This window comes from Armatimonadota bacterium (genome assembly GCA_031432545.1).
GTDB classification, from domain to species: domain Bacteria; phylum Sysuimicrobiota; class Sysuimicrobiia; order Sysuimicrobiales; family Sysuimicrobiaceae; genus Caldifonticola; species Caldifonticola tengchongensis.
Map to the genome: position 1 here is coordinate 123,299 of JAVKGX010000001.1, position 21,038 is coordinate 144,336.

The following is a 21,038-nucleotide window of genomic DNA, read 5'->3' on the forward strand; positions in this document are numbered from 1 at the left end:
CCTCAGATGTCGAGATTCCTCACTTCGCGGGCGTAGCGGACGATGAACTCCCGCCGCGGCTCGACCTCGTCCCCCATCAGAGTCCGAAAGATCCGGTCGGCCTGTTCGGCCTGCTCGATCTCCACGCGCAGCAGCGTCCGCGTCTGGGGGTTCATCGTCGTCTCCCACAACTGGTCCGCGTTCATCTCGCCCAGACCCTTGTACCGCTGCACCTCGCTGTTGCCGCCGAATTCCTTCAGGGCGGCGGCCAGCTCCTCGTCGGAGTAGGCGTAGCGCTTGTGCTTGCCGTTGCGCACCAGGTACAGCGGCGGCTGGGCGACGTAGACCTTGCCGTGATCGATCAGGTCCCTCATGTGCCGGTAGAAGAACGTCAGCAGCAACGTCCGGATGTGCGACCCGTCGACGTCAGCGTCGCACAGGAGGATGACCTTGTCGTACCGCCGCTTGTTGATGTCGAACTCCGTGCCGATCCCTGTCCCCAGCGCTGTGATGATCGCGCGGATCTCGTCGTGGTTGAGCATCTTGTCCAGCCTCGCCTTCTCGACGTTGAGGATCTTGCCCTGGATCGGCAGGATGGCCTGGAACTGCCGGTCTCGGCCTTGCTTTGCCGTCCCCCCCGCCGAATCGCCCTCGACAATGAACAGTTCGCTGCGCAGCGGATCGCGCTCCGCGCAGTCGGCCAGCTTGCCCGGCAGCGTACTGATGTCCAGCGCGCCCTTGCGGCGCACCAAGTCGCGCGCCTGCTTGGCCGCCTCCCGCGCGCGCATCGCCTGGATCGCCTTCCCCACGATCCGCCGGGCCTCGGTGGGATGCGTGTTGAGGTAGTCTCCGAAGAACTCCCCGGTGATCGACTCCACGATGCCCTTGACTTCCGTGTTGCCCAGCTTGGTCTTCGTCTGCCCCTCGAACTGCGGGTCGGCCATCTTCAGGCTCACCACCGCGGTCAGCCCCTCGCGCACGTCCTCGCCCGCCAGGGCGCCGTCGGCGTCCTTGAGCAAACCGGACTTGCGCGCGTACTCGTTCACCACGCGCGTCAGCGCGGAGCGGAATCCAACCAGGTGCATGCCGCCTTCGGTGGTGGGGATCGTGTTCACGAACGATAGGACGTGCTCGACGTATCCCTCGTTGTACTGGATGGCGACCTCGACCTCCACGCCGTCCCGCTCACGCCGGACGTGGAACGGATCGTTGAGGACCCTCCGGTGGCGGTTCACCGTGCGGACCAGTTCCGCGATCCCGCCCGCGAACCGGAACTCCTCGCGACGCCCCGTCCTCTCGTCGGTGAGCGTCAGCAGCAGGCCGGCGTTCAGGTACGCGAGCTCCTCCAGACGCTGGCGGATCGTGTCGTAGTGGAAGTCCCTCTCCACCAACACCTCGCGGTCGGGCAGGAAGGTGACACGCGTCCCGGTGCCCCTCACCTCTCCAACCGCGCGCAGCGGCGTCGTCGCCCTGCCCCGGGCGAAGCGCTGCTGCCACCTTTTGCCGTCACGGCGCACCTCGACTTCCAGCCACTCCGACAGCGCGTTGACGACCGAGACCCCGACGCCGTGCAGCCCGCCGGACACCTTGTACGCGCCGGTCCCGAACTTGCCGCCGGCGTGGAGGATCGTCAGCACCGTCTCGACCGTGGACTTGCCGGTCTGCGGATGGACCTCCACGGGGATTCCGCCGCCGTCGTCGGCCACGGTCGCGCTGCCGTCGGGGTGCAGCGTTACGTCGATCCGGCTGCATCGACCCGCCAGCGCCTCGTCGACGGCGTTGTCCACGACTTCGTACAGCAGGTGGTGCAGACCGCTGCTGCCCGTGCTCCCGATGTACATCCCCGGTCGGCGGCGGACTGCCTCAAGACCCTCGAGAACCTGGATTTGCTGAGCTCCGTACGTCTGTTCGGCCATTTTTCCTCGATCGTGTTCCGTGTGCCCGGCTTACCCCGGGCGGGGGTTTAGTTGCTCACGACATTCAACGGGCACCCGCCCATCAGAGCGCGTGCCCCTAACCCTATATAGATGAAAGATATCACCCAGGTCCGGCGGTCGTCAACGGCGCAATCCCGCTTGGGAAGCCGATTTGCCGCCGTCGACCGCTACTGGATGCTTGGAGGCGATCGTATGTTCTACTGCGTACGTTCGGCTACATCCCCTGATACAGTTCGCGCACCCGGGTGGCGACGGTCGAGGGCGAGATCTGAGACGGGTACAGGCCGCGGGTGGTCACGACGACCGAACGGGCGTCGCTGAGGCGTTCCCCGCGCAGCCACCCGGCTGCCGCGGCCCGCTGAAAGAACTCCTGGTTCACCTCAGCGGTCTGCGCCAGCCGCGCATCGACGATGGCCACAATCTCGTCTGCCCGCACGACCACATCTTCCCCGATGTGCACGTACACGGCGTCCTACCGCAGCGGTGGGGCGTCGCTGGCTGGCCGGCAGAACGGGCACACCTCTCGGCGGTGGGGATCCGTGAGCGTTCCACACCTCGGACACGGCCGCCATCCCATAGCCAGCCGCGCCGCCCGCAACCGCGCCACCCGCATCAGCACCCTGCGTGCGGCCTCCCGGGTGCTGGCGTCCCCGATGCGGGCCACCTGCTGGTCGATCTGCTCGGCCTCGCCGGCTGCCACGGGCGGCTCGGACGCCCGCGCCCCCTCCGCCGCCCGCCCGACCCCCTCGCCTGTCTCCCATCCATCGGCGCGGTGAGCCACCCGAATCGACCGCACCACCTCCCGCCCCAGACGGGTGTTGATCTTGCGGCGAATGGCCTCGCGCCGCAGGCTGACCTCCTGGGCGGCGGCGGGACTCCGGGCGGCCAGCAGCATCTCCCCCGCTCGAAACCCTTCCACCCGACAGAGGCTGCCGAGTGGTCCGGCCACGGCTTCCCACGCGGCGAGGGCTTTCGCGCCTTCCAGTCCTGCCCCCAGCGTGCCCTCCCTGGCCAGGTCCCGCAGTACGTCTGCGATCGGCACAGGCCGCCTTCTGTTCACGGCCCCACCACGACCACTGTCGCCGCCGTGTGCACGGCCGACCGGTCCGTCGCCGTCAATACCGCCTGACCGCAGCTCGATACGATCTCCAACAGCCTCGCGGCGCGGGCCCGGTCAAGATCCGACAGCACGTCGTCGAACAGCAGCACCGGATCCTCCCCCATCTCCTTCCGCACCACCTCCCGCTCGGCCAATCTCAGCGCGACCACCACGGCGCGCTGCTGGCCGCGGGAACCAAACGCCCGGACGGCGATGCCGTCCAGGGTGATCTCGAGGTCGTCCCGGTGCGGCCCGGTCAGCGTCACCCCGCGGCGGTACTCCTCCCGCCGGGCCTTGAGCAGCGCCACCCTCGCCCCCTCCGCCTCCCCGCTCCATGACGGCAGGTAGCGAAGCCCGACCCCGCCACAGCCCAGCGCCGCCCCTGCCTCCGAGGCATGCTGTGCCAGCCGCCGCACCAGCGACGCACGGCGATCCGTGATCGCTGTGCCCAGCTCGATCAATTGCTCATCCCAGACCTCAAGCAGCTGCGCCGGCGCGCCGGCCCGCAGCAGGCGGTTCCTCTGCTGCAGCACCCGTGCGTACCGAAGCAGGTTCCGGTAGTGGGAGGCGCTGAGCTGGCACAGCACCCCGTCCATCAGGCGCCGACGGTGTCCGGCCGGTCCGGCTACGACCTCGCTGTCCTGCGGACCCGAAAGCACGCGCACCACCCGGCCCAGCAGCCCGGCGCGGCTGGTCCGCGCACCGTTGATGCGGATGTGCTTGAGCCCGCTGCGATACAGCCGAACCTCCGCCACGTGCCCGCCCCCCGCCCGTTCGTAGGCCGCCCGCGCCACGGCCTGCTCCGCACCGAACCGGATGACCTCCGTCTCTCGAACGGTCCGGTGGCTGCGGCCGGTAGCCGTCACGTCCACGGCCTCCAGGAGGTTCGTCTTGCCGACCCCGTTGGGCCCCACGATCACGTTGAGCCCGGGCTCAAACGCGACTTCTGCGCGCGCCTGATTCCGGAAGTCCACCACGAACACGGACCGGACGCGCATCAGACCTCCGCCACCACGACCAGGCGAACCCCGGCGGCGTCCACAACATCGCCCGGCACCACGGCCCGCGACCGGCGGGTCTCTACCGCTCCGTTCACACGTACCCGCCCCTCCTGCACCATCCTCTTGGCTTCGCCCCCCGTGCCCACAACACCGGCCCACTTCAGCAACGCGCCCAGTTCGATCCGCTCACCCCGAATCGCCACCCACCGTCCCCCACGCGCCGAGGCGGACATCGCCGACTACCCGTACACACGAACCGGTGCCAGCACGTACACGTAGTCCTCCCGCCCCACGGGCCGAAGCGCGCCCGGGGACAGCGGTCCCGTCAGGTCGAACGACACCTCGTCGGCGTCCATGACCGACAGCGCGTCCATCAGGTAGCGTGCATTGAACGCTGCCTCGATGCCCTCGCCCTCCGTGTGCACCTCGATCTCCTCCTGCGCCCGACCCACCTCCGGTGTGTTCGATTGCAGCCGCAGGACGTCGCCCACCGCGCTGAACCGAACCACGGTCGCCGAGTCCCGCGCCGTGATCGACACCCTCCGCACCGCTGCGTGCAACCGCTCCGTCCTGACGCGTACCTTCTGCTTGAACTCCTTGGGGATCACCTGCTGGTAGTTCGGAAACTGCCCGCCGATCACGCGCGACACCACACGCACCTCACCCACCGATACGACCACCTGGTTGTCCACCAACCCGATCGCGACCTCCTTGTCCGCTCCGGCCAGCAACCTCACCAGCTCGTGCATCGCCTTGCCGGGCACGATGGCAGCCATGCTTGCGCCCTTGCCGATCCTGGCGGTGCGCAGCGCCAGCCGACCGCCGTCCGTGGCCACCAGACGCATCTCGCCACCTTCCACCACCACGTAGACCCCCGTCAAAAACGGCCGTGTCTCGTCGGTGCTCACCGCGAAGATCGTCTGCCGGATCATCCCCCGCAGAAGCCCTGCGTCCACCCGACAGACCGGATCCACCTCCGTGTCGGGCAGCCGCGGAAAGTCCCCCGCCGGCAGGCCCAGGATCTCGAAGGCCGATCGCTCGCACAGGATCTCCGCCTGGCTGGCGCCCTCCTCCACCCGGATCTCCACCGGGGCGGCCGGCAGGTTGCTTACGATCTCCGTCAACAACCGCGCCGGCAACGTCACCATCCCGCCCCGGTCCACCTGCGCCGGCACCTCCGTGCGGATGCCCAGCTCCAGGTCCGTCGCCGACACCCGCACCCCATCGCGGGTCGTCTCCAGCAGCAGGTTGGCCAGGATCGGCATCGTCGTCCGCGACGACACAGCCCGACCCGCGGTGTGCACCGCCCGCGACAGATCCTCCTGCGAACACCGTATCCTCATACCCACAAGCCTCCTCCGCCGGGCGGGACGGATTGCCACTGTGTATCAGGTCGTAGCAACCGTCGTAGGGGGTGTGTGCGGTGTGCAAAATCCCCGAACTGATTCTACGACGCGGCGTTGCGTCCTGCCGAAAGCTGTGGACAACGGGCCGCGGCCCGTCCCCACCGTCCCCGGCCCCAAGGGGTATGGGCGGGAGGGTGTGGGCGGAGGGCGGGCTGTCCCCAGGTGGGTTTACCCGATGCGCTGGAACTGCTGGATGAGAGCGTGGACGGTGGCTGCCAGATGGGGATCGCGCTGCATCTGCTCTCGGACGCGGTCGCAGGCGTGCATGACGGTTGTGTGGTCGCGGCCCCCGAACTCGTCGCCGATCCTGGGAAGCGACGAGTCGGTCAGTTCGCGGGCGAGGTACATCGCGACCTGGCGGGGGAAGGCCACGCCCTTGGTGCGTCTTTTGGCCTTCATGTCGTCCAGCCGGAGCCCGAACTTCTCGGCCACCGCCTTCTGGATGGCGGCGATGGTGATCGGCTGCGGCCGAGTCTGCGGGAGGAGGTCGCGTAGGACGGTCCGCGCCAGGTCCACCGACGGCGGCACGCGCGTGAGCGTAGCGTAGGCCACGACGCGCACGAGGGCTCCTTCGAGTTCGCGGATGTTGGACTGGAAGTGCTGGGCGATGAACTCCGTCACGTCGTGGGGCACGCTCATGCGCTCCAGCTCGGCCTTCTTGCGCAAGATGGCCACGCGGGTTTCGTAGTCGGGGGGTTGGACGTCGGCGATGAGGCCCCACTCGAAGCGCGATCGGAGGCGATCTTCGAGGGTGGGGATGTCCTTGGGCGGCCGGTCCGAGGTCAGGATGATCTGTTTGCCGGCATCGTGCAGCGCATTGAAGGTGTGGAAGAACTCCTCCTGGGTGCTGGGTTTGCCGGCGATGAACTGGATGTCGTCGATCAGCAGGACGTCGACGCTGCGGTACTTGCGGCGCAGGTCCTCGGTGCGGCCGCCCTGGATGGCGCTGATTACCTCGTTGGTGAACTTCTCGCCGGTGCAGTAAAAGATCCGAATCTCGCCCCGCCGGGCAACGAGCTTGTGGGCGATGGCCTGTAGGAGGTGCGTCTTGCCCAGACCGACGCCTCCGTAGATGAACAAGGGATTGTAGGCGCGTGCGGGGGACTCTGCGACGGCGAGGGCGGCTGCGTGAGCGAAGCGGTTGCCCGACCCCACGACGAACGTGTCGAAGGTGTAGCGCGGGGACAGGTGCATGCCGTCGGGCGGCACCGTGCGCGGTCCGTCCAGGCTGGCGCGCGGATCGGACGGCAGTTCGTCCTGGTAGCCGCCGTCGTCGGAGACCAGCAGGCGGACCGAGATCTCCCGGCCGAGCAGGCGGTGGAGTTCCTCGCGGATCGTGGCGAGGTACCTCTCCTCCACCCACTGCTTGGCCATCGCGTTAGGGACCGCCAGCAGGATGGCGTCGTCTTCCAGCAGCAGCGGGCGGGCGCTCTTCAGGAACATCTCGACACCCACACCCGGCCGGCTGAGGCGTTCCTGCAGCCGGCTGAGGGTGTCTTGCCATACCTGCTGCACGCGGGACTGCGGCATGCGCGAGGTGGTCTCCATGGTGGCGAACTCCTCGGGGTCGGTGATCCCAGACTAGCACCGGCTGCGCGGGCCGGGAACCGATCACGAATTCGACTTGAAGATCTCGTCGACGAACCGCACGCCCTGCTCGGTGAGGGTGCGGCGGCCGCCCGGATGCGCGCGGAGCAAGTCGAGCCGTTCGAGCGCGGCGAGCTCCCGGTACGCCGTGCTCAGACTGATGTCCAGTTCTTTGGCAACCGTCGTCGGGCCCGCGCTTCCCATCTCGGCGACCAGGAGCAGTACGCGGTTTTGGCGTTCGGTGGTCTTCGCGAGGGTGGGTCGGCTCGGAGCCGAAGGGGGCGTGGTCCGCTCCGGGGCCATGCGGAGCGTGACGACGGTGCCGCCGTCGAGGTTGTCCTCCAGCGTAATTGCGCCGCCCAGAAAGGTCAGCTGCTCCCGCGCCACCGGCAATCCCGATCCGACGCCCCGGATCACCTTGCGCATCGCCGACGTCGCTGTGGTGAAGCCGGGCTGCATCGCGCGCTCCTTGTCGCGGATGCCGGGGCCTTGGTCCGAGATGCGAATGGTGTTGCCCTCGTCGGTGATGGTGATCACGGCGTTGCGAAAGTGTGCATGGATGAGGTTCTCGACGATCTCCCGGATCACGACGAACGGGATACGACTGCCACGGCGTTGGGCGTGGTCGAACGTGCTCGTTGCGAGCTTGGCCACCAGGTCGTGAAAGTCATCGCTGGACAGCGAGATGACACGCGGCTCGGCCAGCGGCGAGTCGTATACGGCCAGCCGGACTTCGGGGGCCGCGTCGGACGCCTGCGTTGCCTCCCGCTCGCCGAGGATCTCGTTGAGGAGGTCGCGCAGTGACATGGTGTCTGCATGCCCTCAGGCGAATTGGCCATGCGCCCACCGACTCCTCCGCCGACGGGCTGGTCCGGTGTGGTTTTCGGCACCTTCCGCGGGAACTCTTGCCGATGTCAGAGGGTCGCCGAAAAGTACGCCATCTGCGGTGAAACCCGTCTGGCCGAGGGCGAGGGTCAGCCGGCGGGATTGGCGGGAACCTGCGTGGAAGGGTTGTTTTGCCGGTCCGCAGAGATTGTCCACAGAAGGTGAAAAAGCTGTTGACAACTTGCTTCTGCACCGCCACGTGCAGCCGTCGGTCGCCAGACAGTCGGGGGCAGGCTCATGTGTTCGAGGGCACCGTGGCATGGGCATTCTGTGGAAAACCCCCCGGTTTGCGGACAAGTTATCCACAGGTGGGTGTACCGCATCGTCTGCCGGCACGTCGTAGGGTGCCGCCGGCATGCGGCTTTCTTGGTATACTACATTGCGGCTTTTGCCGCCGTGGGGATTTCGTTTGACGGGAGTCGAAGGTGAAGCGCACCTATCAGCCGAAGAAGCGCCGCCGCGCGCGCGTCCACGGGTTCCGGGCGCGGATGCGCACGCCCGGAGGCCGCAACGTCTTGCGCAGGCGGCGCGCCGCCCGGCGCAGGAGGATCGCCGGTTAGCGGGCCCGAGCACGGTGACGGCGGTCGGGGGGCAACCCGAGCACGGCATCGATCGCCTCCGGACCCCGCGGGACTTCCGCCGTGTGTACGATGAAGGTCGGCGGCATGTCGCCGATCTTTTTGTCCTCTACCGGCGTCCGCTGCCGGGTCCGGCGCGCGTGGGGATCTCGGTCGGGCGCCGCGTGGGAACGGCCGTGGTGCGCAACCGGGTGCGGCGGAGGGTGCGGGAGATCCTGCGACACATCCCCCTGGGGCGGTGTCAGGAGGTCGTGGTCGTGGTGCGCCCGCAGGCCGCGCGGGCGGACTTCGCAGCCTTGCGGTCGCAGCTGGAAGCGCTGGTGAGGGAAAGCGGGGCGCTGCGCGCGCCGTCGGAGGGACGGGGCCGTGCAGAGGGAGACGATGGGCGCTCGGGTGGGAGCTGAAGCCGGTGGCGCGGCGGCGTCGGTTGCAAAGGCCGTGGTGGCGCTGATCCGCGTCTACCAGAAGACGATTTCGGCCTGGACGCCGCGCACGTGCCGGTACTACCCCACGTGCTCGGAGTACGCGGCGCAGGCGGTGACGCGCTACGGCGCAGTGCGCGGGCTGTGGATGGCGGCGCGACGGATCGTGCGGTGTCATCCGTTCGCGCCGGGCGGTCACGACCCGGTGCCCTGAGCACCGAGGTCTGACGAGGGAGGCAACCTTGTTCGGTTGGTTCAATGCGATCGTCTCGGTGATCAATGGGGCGCTGCAGTTCTTCTATGGCATTACGGGGTCGTACGGGTGGGCGATCATCGCCCTGACGCTGGCGGTGAAGCTGGCGCTGCACCCGCTGACGCGCAAGCAGCTGCGGTCGATGAAGGAGATGCAAAAACTCGGCCCCCACCTCCGGGCCCTGCAAGCCAAGTTCAGGGACGATCCGCAGCGGCTGAACCGCGAGATGATGGATCTGTACCGGGCGCACGGCGTCAATCCCTTCGGGGGCTGCCTGCCGATGCTGCTGCAGATGCCGATCCTATTTGCGCTGTTCCAGGTCCTCAACAACGCGCAGAACTTCGTCAAACCCAACGGCGAGGCGCTGACCGCGGTGCCGTTCGGACCGTGGGACCTACTCGTGCACCCGATGACGGTCCTGTCCAACGCGGGCGGCGCGGGGGTGGGGGCCGTGGTCGCGTACGCGGCGGTGCCGGTCCTGATCGGACTGTCGACGTACGTTCAGCAGAGGGTTTCGGTGACCGACCCGCAGCAGGCCAGGATGTTCATCTTCATGCCGTTCTTGATCGGCTACTTCAGCTTGAACTTCGCCGTCGGCCTCTCGCTGTACTGGTTCGTCTCCACGCTCACCTACATCGCGGAGTACCTGCTTGTCGTGGGTTTGCCCAAGCCGCCCCAGGCGGTGCCCGTGGAAGCGGCAAGGCCGGCCGAGGCCGCCGGGAGCCCCGGGCGCAGCAGAAGGCGCAGAAACCGGGTGAAGGCCGCACGCACCGGGGGCGCGTCGAGCCAGTCGTGAGCCGCAGCGAACACCGACCGGGCCCAAACAGCGCGCGGGAGGTCGTGGCCACCGGGCGCACGGTCGAGGAGGCGATCGCTGCCGCGCTGGAGCGGGTCGGGCTGACCCGGGAGGACGTGGAGATTCACGTCCTCGACGAGGGGTCCCGCGGCGTGTTCGGTCTGGGCGGCAGAGAGGCACGGGTCCGGGTGGCGCCGAAGTCGGCCTTGCCGGAGGGCGAACCGGCGGATGCGGCTACGATCGCGGCGGCGATCGAGATCACACGCGGGCTGGTTCAACGAATGGGATTCGACGCGACGACGACGGGGCATGCGACCGAGCGAGGGCTCCACCTGGATGTGCGGGGCGAGGGCCTGGCCGCCTTGATCGGCCGTCATGGCCAGGGGATCGAGGCACTGGAGACGGTGGTGTCGCTGATGCTGGCCAGGTCCACCGGTGCTCGCACACACGTGGAGGTGGACGTCGCCGGGTACCGGACGCGGCGGCGCGAGCGGGTGGCGGAGATGGCGCGCCGCGCGGCACGGCGCGCGGTCACCGAGGGGACGGCCGTCCACCTGCCGCCGATGGACGCGCGCGACCGCAGGACGGTGCATTCCACGCTCAGCGAAGACGTAAGGGTCACGACGCACAGTGAGGGTGAAGGCGCGGCCAGGCACGTTGTGATCCAGCCCGTCCCCAAGCGGCACCCCGGACAGGCGCGCAGAACCGACGGCACGGCCGGGTCCAAGCCCAGCAGATGACCCTCGAAGAAGGTGCGTCCGCGCTGGGTCTGCACCTGAGCGCGGAGCAAACGGCCCGCCTGGACCGCCACCTGCGGTTGCTGATCGAGTGGAACCGCCGCATGAACCTGGTGGCGCACGCCCCGCCCGAACGAATCGTCGAAGACCACTTCCTCGACAGCCTGCTGTTGCTCGTGATGGCGCGCCCGGCATGGGGGTGGCGGGTGGCCGACATCGGCAGCGGCGCCGGTTTTGCGGGGCTGGTGTGGGCGGCTGTACGTGCGGATCTTTGCGTGACCCTGATCGAGGGACGCCAAAAGCGGGCGGCGTTCCTCGAGCGCGTCCTGCTCGAGACCGACATACACAACGCCCAGGTGGTGGCCCGGCGTGCGGAGGATCTGCGCGGGGACCCAGACCACGGCGCGGCGTACGACATGGCGGCCGCCAGGGCCGTGGCTAGGTGGGCTCGGGTCGTGGGCCTGGCCGTGCCTCTCCTCAGGCCCGGGGGTACCGTCTTTGTGGCCTTGCCTCCGGATGCAACCCCGCCGGCAGCCAAGATCGTGCAGATGCCGGTTCCTTGGGCTCCGGGCCGCATGCGGAGGGCGGCGACCTGGCGGGTGCCGTGAATAACTTGGTCTGATGGTCAGACCAATATTGCGCGAGAAATGTGCTAGCCGCTAGCCGTGCCTGGCACCGACCAACAGGAGTTCCCGCACCGACCCGCGAAGACCGTACCACGCACAACCCGTAGACGCAGCACATGGACGCAGCACGCATCGTAGCGGTGGTCAACCAGAAGGGCGGGGTCGGCAAGACCACGACCCTCCTGAACCTGGGTGCCTACCTGTCGCGATTGGGCCGCAAGGTCCTGCTCGTCGACCTCGATCCCCAGGGAAATCTCACCAGCGGTCTGGGCATCCGCAAGGACTTGGTGCGCGTGTCGAGCTATGACTGCTTGATCCGGGGCGTGCCGGTGCGTCATGCGGCTCTGCCTACCGAACTGGACAGGCTGGACGTCGTGCCAGCCAGTGTCGACCTGGCCGGGGCCGAAGTCGAGCTCGTCACAGCCGACCGGCGCGAGCTGCGGCTCCGGGAGGCGCTGGAGCCGGTGCGGGCAGCCTACGAAGTCGTCCTGGTGGACTCCCCTCCCTCCCTGGGGCTGCTGACAGTGAACGCGATGGCCGCCGCCGACGAGGTCCTCATCCCCATCCAGTGCGAGTTCTACGCCCTGGAAGGCCTGTCCCACCTGTTGCGGACCATTGAACTCATCCAGCGCCAGCTCAACCCCTCGCTGCACATCGGTGGGGTGATCCTGACGATGCACGACGGCCGGACGAACCTCAGCGAGCAGGTGGCCGCCGACGTCCGGGCGCACTTCGGCGAGGTTGTCTTCCAGACCCCAATACCGCGCAGTGTGCGCCTGGCAGAAGCGCCCAGCCACGGCAAGCCGATCATGCTGTACGACCCCCACTCCCGAGGCGCGGTCGCCTACGAGGCTGTGGCGATTGAGTTCGATAGTCGGCTGAGGCATAGAGCACCGGAGCACGAGTTGGCGGCGGCAGGCGGCCAAGCCCGCGAAGGAGGATGACCATGCCCGAGGTGCGCAGGCGGGGACTGGGCAGGGGCCTGGGAGCCCTGATACCGGGTGCCGACGCGTCACGGGCGCAAGAGCCGGTCGAACGGCTGCCGGTGGAAAGCCTTCGCCCCGGCCGTCACCAGCCCCGGGACGGCATCGCCGGCCAGGCGTTCGAAGAACTCGTGGCGTCGGTGCGGGCTCACGGGATCCTGCAGCCGATCGTGGCCCGTCCGGTTGGCACCGGTTACGAGATCGTGGCCGGTGAGCGCCGCTGGCGGGCCGCCCGGGAGGCAGGGCTCGAGACGGTCCCAGCGGTGGTCCGCCCGCTGACGGACCTGCAAGCGCTGCAGGTTGCGCTGGTCGAGAACCTGCAGCGGGAAGATCTGAATCCCGTGGAGCGGGCGCGAGCCTACCGGAGGCTCATCGAAGAGTTCGGGCTGACCCAACAGCAAGTCGCCGATGCCGTCGGCCGCAGTCAGCCGTCGGTGGCCAACGCTTTGAGGCTGCTGACTTTGCCGCCGGAGATCCTGGAGACGGTCGAACGGGGGACGCTGTCGGAAGCCCACGCGCGGATCCTGGTGGGGGTGGACGATCCCCAGGCCCGGCGGCGGCTCCACAGGGTCGTTTTGGAGCGGAACCTTTCGGTCCGGGAGCTGGCCGACATGGCACGCGGTGCCAGGCACCATGTGCCTGGCACGACAGCCCGGCGGGGCAGGAAGCCACAAAGGCCGGACCCCAACGTACTCGCACTGGAAGAAGCCCTCCGCCAGCGCCTGAAAACCCAGGTGCGCATCCATCGGGGTCGCAACAAGGGTACCGTGGACATCGAATTTTACTCCGACGAAGACCTAGCGAGAATCTGCGACGTGATCCTAGGTGCGGCGATGTGGGGCGAGTAGGCGGCACGATATTTCCCGGCGAATAAGGTCTTCAGGTGCACCTCAGGAGGTCTCCGGATGAGGCGCGACATCGACCGTCTGATGGCCGAACGCGGGTACGACGCGATCGTCGTATCCAGTGCTCAGGGTTCCGACTCCAGCCTCCTGTATGTGCTCAACGGCGTGGCCATCGGAGGCGCGGTGTACATCCAGAAGCGGGGCGAGCCAGGTGTGGTGTGCCACGGCACGATGGAACGCGGCGACGCCCTCAAGACCGGGCTGCGGTGTCGCAACTACGGGCTGTACAACATGCGGGAAATCTTCGCCCGGGCTGAGGGCGACCGACTGCGGGCCCGCGTGTTGTTCTTCGAGCGGCTGTTCGCCGACGAGGGCGTGACCGGGCGCGTGGCGTTCTACGGGCAGATGGATCAGGGCGGCGCCTACGCGCTGCTGACGGCCATGCAGAGCCAGATCGCGGGGTTGGAGGTCGTCGGCGAGTTCGACGGCGGCGTCCTGATGACCGCGCGACGGACCAAGGATCGCTCGGAGGTCGACGCGATCCGCCGCACGGGATCGGCGACGCAATCTGTGGTCGGGGACATCGAGCGAATGCTCCGGGGCGCGGCCCGGAAGGGCGGCCGGCTGCTGAACGAATCCGGGGAGCCGATGCGGGTGGGGGAGGTGAAGCGCCGGATCCGATCGACCCTGCTCGAGCACGGTCTGGAGGACATGGGGACCATTTTCGCGCTGGGGCGCGACGCGGGGCTTCCGCACTCCCGGGGAGAGGACGATCAGGAGATCGTCGAGGGATCGCCGATCGTCTTCGACATCTTCCCCCGGCCTGCGAGCGGCGGGTACCACTTCGACATGACGCGCACCTGGTGTGTCGGGCAGGCTCCACAGCGGCTGCGCGTGGTGTTCCAGGACGTGCTGGACTGCTACCGCGCCGTGACCGACGCGCTACGGCCGGGGATGCGCTGCGCGGAGCTGCAGCAGATCGCCTGTCGATTCTTCGAGCGGCGTGGCCACCCCACTTCCTGCTCCGATCCCACCACGCAGGTCGGCTACGTGCACAGCATCGGCCACGGTCTGGGTCTGGATGTGCACGAAGAGCCCAGGCTGAGCGACGTGCCGGGCAACGACGCGGTACTGGAGCCCGGCTGCGTCGTCACGATCGAGCCGGGTCTGTACTACCCCGACGAAGGTATCGGTGTGCGACTCGAGGATGTCTGGTATTTGGACGAAGGTGAGAACTTCGTGAATCTCACGGACTACCCGATGCACCTGGAGATCTGAGCGGGCACCCGCGAAGGACTATACGTATATACGTTCGCCCACTGCCACCTTGGGGGACTGCGGCGTGGATCGGGAGGCGGCCTACCGGCTGATGTGCGAGTGGACGCAAAACCCCAATCTCCGCAAACACATGCTTGCGGTAGAAGCGGCGATGCGCGCCTATGCTCGCCGGTTCGGGGCCGACGAGGAGGCCTGGGGTATCGTGGGCCTGCTGCACGACTTCGACTACGAGCGGCACCCGTCCCCGGAGGCCGGTCACCCCTTCGTCGGTGTCGCAGAACTCCGAAGGCGCGGGGTGCCTGAGGAGTGGTGTCGAGCGATCCTCTCGCACGCAGACTACAGCGGCGTTGCCCGGGAGAGCCTTATGGAGAAGGCGCTGTTCGCCTGTGACGAGCTCACCGGCTTCATCGTCGCCGTAGCCCTGGTGCGGGGCCGGTCGCTGGCGAACACCGACGTCGAGTCCGTCAAGAAGAAAATGCGTGACAAGGCCTTCGCCCGGGCTGTCAACCGCGACGACATCGTGCGGGGGGCGGCCGATCTGGGCGTGCCGCTGGACGACCACATCGCGTTGGTCATCCGGGCGATGGCCACCGTCGCCGGGCAGTTGGGTCTGGAAGGACCTGCCATCTAGCAGGCGAGGGAACGTTCGGCCGCTGCTTCCGAGTCGGCGCGGCGGGTCGCGTACAGGGCGCCGTCGGCGGCCTGCATCAACGCTTCGGAGGTTGTGGCGTCGTCTGGGAGGGTGGCCACGCCGATGGCGGCGGCCAGGGCGACGGGTGCGTCGCGGACGGTGAAGGAGGCGTTGGCGATCTGGCGGGAGAGGGTGGTGGCCACGCGCAAGGCGCCCTCGCGGTCGGTCTGCGGCAGCAGCGCGGCGAACTCGTCCCCTCCGATTCGGAACGCCACGTCGCTGTGGCGCAGACGAGCCCGGATCACCGCAGCGACCTGCGCGAGGACGTCGTCGCCGGCGGGGTGCCCGTAGGTGTCGTTGACGCCTTTGAACCCCCGGAGGTCCATGATCAGCAGCGACAGGGGTTGAGCGTGTCTGAGGTGGCGCTGGACCTCGCGTGCCAGCACTTCGTTGAAGTGGCGGCGGTTGAACAATCCGGTCAGCGGGTCGGTGATCGACAGCTCGTGGACCTCTCGCAACGCCTGCTCCAGGCGCCGGTTGGCCTCGCGCGTCTCGACGAAACCCTTCAGTGCGACGGCGGCCAGCAACCAAACGGTCACCGTCAGGACCTGCGGGGCAGGTCCGGTCTGGTGCGTGATCGTCAGGAGGTAGGAAAGGGGCATCAGCCCCGCGAACGTGATCCCGCCCAACCAGGCCAGGCGGCGGGTGTGAAAGCATGCCCGGTCGCCGCTGTCCAGCAGGCGGCTGAGGGTGACCGTGAGGACGTTGCCGGCGACGAACAGCGCGGCGGACAGCACCGCAGCCAGCAGGTCCTCCCATGAGGCGCTGCCGGCCGGCAGGGGCTGCAGGCGGCGGAAGAGCAGACCGGCGGCCACCACCCACGCGCTCGCGTTGCCAAAGAACAGTGCTGCGCGCCACAGGGTGATGCGCTGGCAGGTGGCGAGCACGATCGCGGCAACGAAGTACAGCGGCGGCCCCGCCTGCCACCCGAACAGCCACACCGGGGCGAGAGAAGCCTGCATCGAGAGGGTGATCCCGGGCAGCAGCCGGATGGAAATGAAGTTCCCGGCGACGGACAGGGCGACGAACAGGAGGTAGGCTGCCGGCAGATGCGGGACGGCCGGCAGCGCCACGACGAGCAGACCCGCGCCGAATCCGGCCCAGGCGACCGCATACGCCTTGTACGTGGGCGAGTGCGCGCCCGCGGGTGCGTCGCGTGGCGCCGCAGGAGGTGTCGGGTTGCTCAACAGCGTCCTCCGCGCAGGGCCTTGCGGGATCCTTGAAGCAATATCCGTGCCAGGCACGGGGTGGTGCCCAGGAGGCAGAGATGGACACGACGGCTGAAGACTTCCGACGGGACTGCGAACGGGTGGGCCGATGGATCGCCGACTACTTGCAAAGTAGCGAGCGCTACCCCGTGCTGGCACGCACGCGCCCTGGGGACGTCCGCCGTGCCTTGCCGCCGTCCGCCCCGGTCGATCCGGAGCCGTTCGAGGCGGTGTGGCGCGACTTCGAACGGGTGGTGTTGCCCGGGGTGACGCACTGGAACCACCCCGGTTTCTTCGCCTACTTCGCGATCACCGGGTCGGGTCCGGGTGTCCTCGGCGAGATGCTGTCAGCGGCCCTCAACGTCAACGGGATGCTGTGGAAGACCTGCCCGGCCGCGACCGAACTGGAGGAGGTGACGCTGGACTGGTTGCGGCAGATGTTGGGGTTGCCGGCGATGTTCGGCATGATCCTGGACACTGCCTCGATGGCGACACTGGGTGCGATGGCGGCGGCACGCGAGTCGCTCGATCTGGACATCCGGCAGCGCGGCCTGTCCGGCCGGGCCGACGTTCCGCGCCTGCGGGTGTACGCCTCAGAACAGGCGCACTCGTCGGTCGACAAGGCCGCGATCGTGCTCGGCTTCGGACAGGAGGGGCTGCGCAAGATCCCCACCGACGACGCGTTCCGGATGCGCCCCGACGCCCTGGCCGACGCGATCGAGCAGGATCTGCTTAACGGATGGCGCCCGGTCTGCGTGGTCGCCACCGTGGGGACGACCTCGACCACGAGCATCGACCCGGTGGCAGCGGTTGCGGACGTGTGCGCCCGCCACAACCTGTGGCTGCACGTCGACGCGGCGTACGGCGGAGCGGCCGGGATCGTCCCGGAGATGCGCGCGGTGCTGGACGGCTGTGACCGCGCGGACTCGTTCGTCGTCAACCCGCACAAGTGGCTGTTCGTGCCGGTGGACTGTACCGCGTTCTACACGCGCCGACCCGAGATCCTGCGCCGCGCGTTCAGCCTGGTCCCCGACTACCTCCGCACCTTTGAGGACGACGTCACGAACTACATGGACTACGGCATCCAGCTGGGCAGGCGGTTCCGGGCTCTGAAGCTGTGGATGGTTCTGAGGATGTTCGGTGTCCGCGCGCTGCAGGAAGCGATCCGCCGCCACGTCGCGCTCGCACAGACCTTCGCCGCCTGGGTGGACGCTTCGGAGGAGTTCGAGCGCGTGGCCCCGGTGCCGTTCTCGACGGTGTGCTTCCGTTGGCGCCCTGGGGGCGTCTGCGACACCGAGGCCGACCGGCTGAACGAGGCGTTGATGGACGCCGTGAACGCCACCGGCCAAGCGTACCTGTCGCACACACGGTTGGGCGGTCGGTTCGTGCTGCGCCTGGCGGTCGGGCACCTGCGCACCGAGGAGCGCCACGTCGCGCGGTGCTGGGCGTTGCTGCGAGAGCACGCCCAGCGGCTCGGCCTCCGATAGTACCGGAGGGAAGGCCGGCCGGGACGCGGAAGTCTCAATGTGCTCATCGCCGAGGGGCGGAGGGAGCGTTGCACGAAGCGCTGTCGTACGTCCTCGCCGCTTCGCTGGCTGTGTTGGCGGCCTGTACGATCGTCCTCGCGCGCCGTACGGGGCGGTTGCAGCGCGCGCTGCAGGCGGCCGGCGCCCAGCCGGCGGCGGAGCATCTGGCCACCCACCAGGCCGCACTGGAGGCGCTGCGCACGGATGTCGAGCGCATGCGGACGGCCGTGCAGGACCTGGCAGGCCAACTGGCCGGCAGCGTTCAGCGCGTCGGGGTCGTGCGGTTCGACGCGTTCGAAGACATCGGAGGACGGATCTCGTTCAGCCTGGCGCTGCTCGACGCCAGGGGGAACGGGGTCGTCCTCAGCGTACTGAACGGGCGCGAGACCGCGCGGGCCTACGCCAAGGCCGTCCGCAACGGTACGTCTTCGCACCCGTTGTCCGAGGAGGAAAAGCAGGCAATCGCCGCGGCGATGCGGATCGACGGGTAACCCCGCAGACCGTTCGCGGCGCAGGAGCGGTGGGCCGTGTTCTCGGACCGGCGCCAGGCAGGCAGGGACCTCGCTGAGGCTGTGGTGCGTTCGGCGGGACAACTCAGCGGGAGTCTGGTGCTGGGCATTCCCCGCGGCGGGGTCGTCGTGGCGGACGAGGTGGCACGGCGCCTGGGCGCGGAGTTGGACATCACGGTGCCGCGCAAGCTCCGCGCGCCCGCCAACCCGGAACTGGCGATCGGTGCGGTGGCCGAGGACGGAGGCGTGCTGGTCGACGAGCGGACCGTGGCGGCGCTGCGCGTGGACCCGGACTACCTCGCGCAGGAGACCGACTACCAGATGGCGGAGATCGAGCGCCGCCGGCGTGCGTACCGCGGCGACCGGCCCGCGCCAACACTCACCGGCCGGACCGTGGTCGTGGTGGACGACGGGATCGCCACGGGCTCGACGATGCTCGCCGCCCTGCGGTCGATCCGCGCCCGGGGCGCCGGTCGCGTGATCGCGGCGATCCCGGTGGCCCCGCCCGAGGGCGTGCGGCGGCTGAGCCAGGAGGGATTCGAAGTCGTCTGCGTGCACACCGATCCGATGTTCATGGCCGTGGGGCAGTTCTACGCCGATTTCTCCCAGGTCACCGACGAGGAGGTCCGCGCGATCCTCCGGGCGGCCTGGGAGCGCGAGCGGAGCCGATCGGATGTCCACTGAGCCGACACTCGAAGATCTGCGGGCCGCCTACGAAGACTTCCGCGGCGTCGCGGCGGCCCTGCCCGACGATCTGTTCCAGCGGAAGATCCGCAACTGGACACCGCGCGACGTCGTCGCCCATCTCGTGGGCTGGAACCGGCACACGGTCACCGGTTGCGAGCAGATCCGCGCCGGCCAGCTCCCCTTCTATCTGCAAGATGCCGCGCACGACTTCGCCAACGTGAACGCGGAGTCGGTCCGCTGCTACGCCACTACCGACCGAAGGGTGCTGCTGGGCGAACTCGACGCGTCGATGCGCGAACTCGAAGACTACCTGCGGGGGCTGCCGGCGGGTGCATGGGACGCCGGCGTCGGAGGCGGCCACGGGACGGTCCGCAAGACGGTGCGGGCCTTGGCGCGCGACTACGTCTCACACGCCCGGCGCCTGGCGCAGTGGGCGCGAGAGCGCGGGGCCCACGTTCCCGAACGGTTGGAACGCACGCCGCTGTACGCGCGCCACGTAGCGCTGGGTGCGAGGATGACGGCGTTCGCCGGGTGGGAGATGCCGGTTCAGTACGGGGGCATCGTCGAAGAGCACCGGGCCGTGCGGGGGGGCGTGGGGATCTTCGACGTCTCGCACATGGGGGAGTTCTGGATCACGGGACCCGGAGCGCTGGAGACCATCGACCGGCTGCTGTGCAACGATCCCAGGCGCCTGACCGACGGGCAAGCGATGTACTCGCCGATGTGCAACCCAGCCGGCGGGATCCTTGACGACCTGATCGTCTACCGGGTGAGCGCGGAGCGGTTCTTGATGGTGGTCAACGCCGCGCGGCACTGGCCCGATCTGGAATGGGTGCAGTCCCACGCCCAGAACTGTCGGGTCCACGACGCCACCTACAGGACCGCGCTGCTCGCCGTGCAGGGGCCCCTCGCCGAGCAGGTCCTGCAGCGCATGACCGGCATCGACTTGGCACAGATCCCCTACTACCACTTCATGCGGGGGGCCACGGTGGCGGGTGTGCGCGCGATCGTGTCGCGCACCGGGTACACGGGCGAAGACGGGTTCGAGATCTACACCGCCTGGGATGAGGCAGCAGTGGTCTGGGACGCTCTGGTGGAAGCCGGCGTGCAGCCATGCGGTTTGGGCGCGCGCGACACCCTGCGGTTGGAAGCAGGCTACCTGCTGTACGGGGCAGACATGGACGAGGACACCACGCCCCTGGAAGCGGGGCTCGGGTGGACCGTGAGAGAGCCGGGGCGCGAGTTCATCGGCGCACAAGCCCTGCGGCGGCAGAAGGCGGAGGGGCTGCGCAAGAAGCTGTGCGGGCTGGTCGTGCGCGACCGCGCGATCGCGCGGCACGGCAGCCCGATCTTTCATGAAGGTGAGCGGGTGGGCGCCGTGACGAGCGGGTCATACGGTCCGTGGGTGGACAAAAACATCGCGCTGGGCTACGTCCCGCCGTCGGTCGCCCGACCCGGCACGGAGGTCCAGATCGAGATCCGCGCCCGCCGCGTGGCCGGACAGATCACGAAGCTCCCCTTCTACAGGCGGCCGCGTACGTAGGGATAGTGGACCGGGTTGCTAGACTGGGGGAGAACGGCGGAACGGCAGGGGCTGTGCGAGGAGGGAGGCCGTGTATCCGACGGATTATCGCTACAGCACCGAGCACGAGTGGGCGAAGGTCGAAGACGGAAGGGTGCGCGTCGGCATCACGAAGTTCGCTGCCGACCGCCTCAGCGACATCGTCTACGTTGAGCTCCCCCCGGTGGGCACGGAGGTCTCCTTCATGCAGCCGTTCGGCGTCGTCGAGTCCGTGAAGGCTGCGTCGGACCTGTACGCACCGGTATCGGGGAAGGTCGTTGAGGTGAACGATGCGCTGAAGGAGCGGCCGGAGATTGTGGGCACGGACCCGCACGGCGAGGGATGGATGATCGTCGTCGAACCGTCGGACCCGTCGGAGCTGGAGAAGCTGATGGACGCGGCCGCCTACCAGAAGCACATCGGGGAAGGATAACGGCAGAGGGG

Annotated in this window: 24 protein-coding genes; 15 read left to right on the forward strand and 9 right to left on the reverse strand. The window is 68.6% G+C overall.

Going from position 1 to position 21,038, the window contains the following annotated elements; all coding sequences use genetic code 11:
* Nucleotides 1-2 precede the first annotated feature (2 nt).
* From gyrB to QN163_00655, 8 genes are all read right to left on the reverse strand, one after another.
* A complete protein-coding gene (gyrB, locus tag QN163_00620; GenBank protein ID MDR5682522.1) occupies nt 3-1,895 on the reverse strand; it encodes a DNA topoisomerase (ATP-hydrolyzing) subunit B in 1,893 nt (630 codons plus the stop codon).
* 235 nt (nt 1,896-2,130) lie between these two features.
* Nucleotides 2,131-2,382, reverse strand: coding sequence for a DUF370 domain-containing protein (locus tag QN163_00625; protein MDR5682523.1), 252 nt, complete (start codon nt 2,380-2,382; stop codon nt 2,131-2,133).
* Between the two features lie 6 nt (nt 2,383-2,388).
* Nucleotides 2,389-2,958 carry a DUF721 domain-containing protein gene (locus QN163_00630; protein ID MDR5682524.1) on the reverse strand — a complete coding sequence of 190 codons (570 nt, stop codon included), beginning with the start codon at nt 2,956-2,958 and terminating at the stop codon, nt 2,389-2,391.
* Nucleotides 2,959-2,972: 14 nt separating this feature from the next.
* Nucleotides 2,973-4,013 carry a DNA replication/repair protein RecF gene (locus QN163_00635; GenBank protein ID MDR5682525.1) on the reverse strand — a complete coding sequence of 347 codons (1,041 nt, stop codon included), beginning with the start codon at nt 4,011-4,013 and terminating at the stop codon, nt 2,973-2,975.
* The gene (locus QN163_00640; GenBank protein ID MDR5682526.1) at nt 4,013-4,249 is read right to left on the reverse strand and encodes an RNA-binding S4 domain-containing protein; all 237 of its coding nucleotides are present in this window, start codon (nt 4,247-4,249) and stop codon (nt 4,013-4,015) included. Before QN163_00640 ends, QN163_00635 begins: the two co-directional genes overlap by 1 nt.
* 6 nt (nt 4,250-4,255) lie before the next feature.
* On the reverse strand, nt 4,256-5,359 hold the full coding sequence (gene dnaN, locus QN163_00645; GenBank protein MDR5682527.1) for a DNA polymerase III subunit beta: 1,104 nt from the start codon (nt 5,357-5,359) through the stop codon (nt 4,256-4,258).
* A gap of 231 nt (nt 5,360-5,590) precedes the next feature.
* Complete coding sequence (gene dnaA, locus QN163_00650) at nt 5,591-6,952, reverse strand: chromosomal replication initiator protein DnaA (protein MDR5682528.1); 1,362 nt, start codon at nt 6,950-6,952, stop codon at nt 5,591-5,593.
* An 81-nt stretch (nt 6,953-7,033) separates the two neighbouring features.
* Nucleotides 7,034-7,816 (reverse strand): ATP-binding protein, encoded by a 783-nt coding sequence (locus QN163_00655; protein ID MDR5682529.1) that lies wholly within the window; start codon nt 7,814-7,816, stop codon nt 7,034-7,036.
* 503 nt (nt 7,817-8,319) lie between these two features.
* Here QN163_00655 and rpmH point away from each other — a divergent pair.
* The 10 genes from rpmH (at nt 8,320) to QN163_00705 (ending at nt 15,043) form a co-directional block, all read left to right on the forward strand.
* Nucleotides 8,320-8,454, forward strand: a complete 135-nt coding sequence (rpmH, locus tag QN163_00660) for a 50S ribosomal protein L34 (protein MDR5682530.1) — start codon at nt 8,320-8,322, stop codon at nt 8,452-8,454.
* 14 nt (nt 8,455-8,468) lie between these two features.
* Nucleotides 8,469-8,876 (forward strand): ribonuclease P protein component, encoded by a 408-nt coding sequence (gene rnpA / locus QN163_00665; protein MDR5682531.1) that lies wholly within the window; start codon nt 8,469-8,471, stop codon nt 8,874-8,876.
* Entirely contained in the window at nt 8,854-9,108 is a 255-nt protein-coding gene (gene yidD / locus QN163_00670) for a membrane protein insertion efficiency factor YidD (protein MDR5682532.1), read from the forward strand. Before rnpA ends, yidD begins: the two co-directional genes overlap by 23 nt.
* Before the next feature lie 28 nt (nt 9,109-9,136).
* Nucleotides 9,137-9,943, forward strand: a complete 807-nt coding sequence (locus QN163_00675) for a YidC/Oxa1 family membrane protein insertase (protein ID MDR5682533.1) — start codon at nt 9,137-9,139, stop codon at nt 9,941-9,943.
* The gene (gene jag / locus QN163_00680; GenBank protein MDR5682534.1) at nt 9,940-10,683 is read left to right on the forward strand and encodes an RNA-binding cell elongation regulator Jag/EloR; all 744 of its coding nucleotides are present in this window, start codon (nt 9,940-9,942) and stop codon (nt 10,681-10,683) included. The genes QN163_00675 and jag overlap by 4 nt, the downstream gene beginning before the upstream one ends.
* Nucleotides 10,680-11,288, forward strand: a complete 609-nt coding sequence (gene rsmG, locus QN163_00685; protein MDR5682535.1) for a 16S rRNA (guanine(527)-N(7))-methyltransferase RsmG — start codon at nt 10,680-10,682, stop codon at nt 11,286-11,288. Before jag ends, rsmG begins: the two co-directional genes overlap by 4 nt.
* Nucleotides 11,289-11,422: 134 nt before the next feature.
* On the forward strand, nt 11,423-12,250 hold the full coding sequence (locus QN163_00690) for an AAA family ATPase (GenBank protein ID MDR5682536.1): 828 nt from the start codon (nt 11,423-11,425) through the stop codon (nt 12,248-12,250).
* Between the two features lie 2 nt (nt 12,251-12,252).
* The gene (locus QN163_00695) at nt 12,253-13,137 is read left to right on the forward strand and encodes a ParB/RepB/Spo0J family partition protein (GenBank protein MDR5682537.1); all 885 of its coding nucleotides are present in this window, start codon (nt 12,253-12,255) and stop codon (nt 13,135-13,137) included.
* Between the two features lie 57 nt (nt 13,138-13,194).
* Nucleotides 13,195-14,412, forward strand: coding sequence for a Xaa-Pro peptidase family protein (locus QN163_00700; protein ID MDR5682538.1), 1,218 nt, complete (start codon nt 13,195-13,197; stop codon nt 14,410-14,412).
* A 64-nt stretch (nt 14,413-14,476) separates the two neighbouring features.
* Nucleotides 14,477-15,043 (forward strand): HDIG domain-containing protein, encoded by a 567-nt coding sequence (locus QN163_00705; protein MDR5682539.1) that lies wholly within the window; start codon nt 14,477-14,479, stop codon nt 15,041-15,043.
* On the opposite strand, the gene QN163_00710 is transcribed toward QN163_00705, so the two are convergent.
* Nucleotides 15,040-16,290, reverse strand: coding sequence for a GGDEF domain-containing protein (locus QN163_00710; GenBank protein MDR5682540.1), 1,251 nt, complete (start codon nt 16,288-16,290; stop codon nt 15,040-15,042). The two genes, QN163_00705 and QN163_00710, sit on opposite strands and share 4 nt — an antisense overlap.
* 80 nt (nt 16,291-16,370) lie before the next feature.
* Here QN163_00710 and QN163_00715 point away from each other — a divergent pair, with 80 nt between their 5' ends.
* The 5 genes from QN163_00715 (at nt 16,371) to gcvH (ending at nt 21,027) form a co-directional block, all read left to right on the forward strand.
* Nucleotides 16,371-17,798, forward strand: coding sequence for a pyridoxal-dependent decarboxylase (locus QN163_00715; GenBank protein ID MDR5682541.1), 1,428 nt, complete (start codon nt 16,371-16,373; stop codon nt 17,796-17,798).
* A 68-nt stretch (nt 17,799-17,866) separates the two neighbouring features.
* Nucleotides 17,867-18,328 (forward strand): DUF4446 family protein, encoded by a 462-nt coding sequence (locus tag QN163_00720; GenBank protein MDR5682542.1) that lies wholly within the window; start codon nt 17,867-17,869, stop codon nt 18,326-18,328.
* Between the two features lie 36 nt (nt 18,329-18,364).
* On the forward strand, nt 18,365-19,030 hold the full coding sequence (locus tag QN163_00725; protein MDR5682543.1) for a phosphoribosyltransferase family protein: 666 nt from the start codon (nt 18,365-18,367) through the stop codon (nt 19,028-19,030).
* Nucleotides 19,020-20,576 carry a glycine cleavage system aminomethyltransferase GcvT gene (gene gcvT / locus QN163_00730; protein MDR5682544.1) on the forward strand — a complete coding sequence of 519 codons (1,557 nt, stop codon included), beginning with the start codon at nt 19,020-19,022 and terminating at the stop codon, nt 20,574-20,576. The genes QN163_00725 and gcvT overlap by 11 nt, the downstream gene beginning before the upstream one ends.
* A gap of 70 nt (nt 20,577-20,646) precedes the next feature.
* Entirely contained in the window at nt 20,647-21,027 is a 381-nt protein-coding gene (gene gcvH, locus QN163_00735; GenBank protein ID MDR5682545.1) for a glycine cleavage system protein GcvH, read from the forward strand.
* Nucleotides 21,028-21,038 lie beyond the last annotated feature (11 nt).

What these genes read in the sequence shown, in the direction of transcription:
- gyrB (MDR5682522.1), bottom strand. Translation starts at nt 1,895, where the DNA reads ATGGCCGAACAGACGTACGGAGCTCAGCAAATCCAGGTTCTCGAGGGT.
- QN163_00635 (MDR5682525.1), bottom strand. Translation starts at nt 4,013, where the DNA reads ATGCGCGTCCGGTCCGTGTTCGTGGTGGACTTCCGGAATCAGGCGCGC.
- QN163_00640 (MDR5682526.1), bottom strand. Translation starts at nt 4,249, where the DNA reads ATGTCCGCCTCGGCGCGTGGGGGACGGTGGGTGGCGATTCGGGGTGAG.
- dnaN (MDR5682527.1), bottom strand. Translation starts at nt 5,359, where the DNA reads ATGAGGATACGGTGTTCGCAGGAGGATCTGTCGCGGGCGGTGCACACC.
- dnaA (MDR5682528.1), bottom strand. Translation starts at nt 6,952, where the DNA reads ATGCCGCAGTCCCGCGTGCAGCAGGTATGGCAAGACACCCTCAGCCGG.
- QN163_00655 (MDR5682529.1), bottom strand. Translation starts at nt 7,816, where the DNA reads ATGTCACTGCGCGACCTCCTCAACGAGATCCTCGGCGAGCGGGAGGCA.
- yidD (MDR5682532.1), top strand. Translation starts at nt 8,854, where the DNA reads ATGGGCGCTCGGGTGGGAGCTGAAGCCGGTGGCGCGGCGGCGTCGGTT.
- rsmG (MDR5682535.1), top strand. Translation starts at nt 10,680, where the DNA reads ATGACCCTCGAAGAAGGTGCGTCCGCGCTGGGTCTGCACCTGAGCGCG.
- QN163_00690 (MDR5682536.1), top strand. Translation starts at nt 11,423, where the DNA reads ATGGACGCAGCACGCATCGTAGCGGTGGTCAACCAGAAGGGCGGGGTC.
- QN163_00695 (MDR5682537.1), top strand. Translation starts at nt 12,253, where the DNA reads ATGCCCGAGGTGCGCAGGCGGGGACTGGGCAGGGGCCTGGGAGCCCTG.
- QN163_00700 (MDR5682538.1), top strand. Translation starts at nt 13,195, where the DNA reads ATGAGGCGCGACATCGACCGTCTGATGGCCGAACGCGGGTACGACGCG.
- QN163_00715 (MDR5682541.1), top strand. Translation starts at nt 16,371, where the DNA reads ATGGACACGACGGCTGAAGACTTCCGACGGGACTGCGAACGGGTGGGC.
- gcvT (MDR5682544.1), top strand. Translation starts at nt 19,020, where the DNA reads ATGTCCACTGAGCCGACACTCGAAGATCTGCGGGCCGCCTACGAAGAC.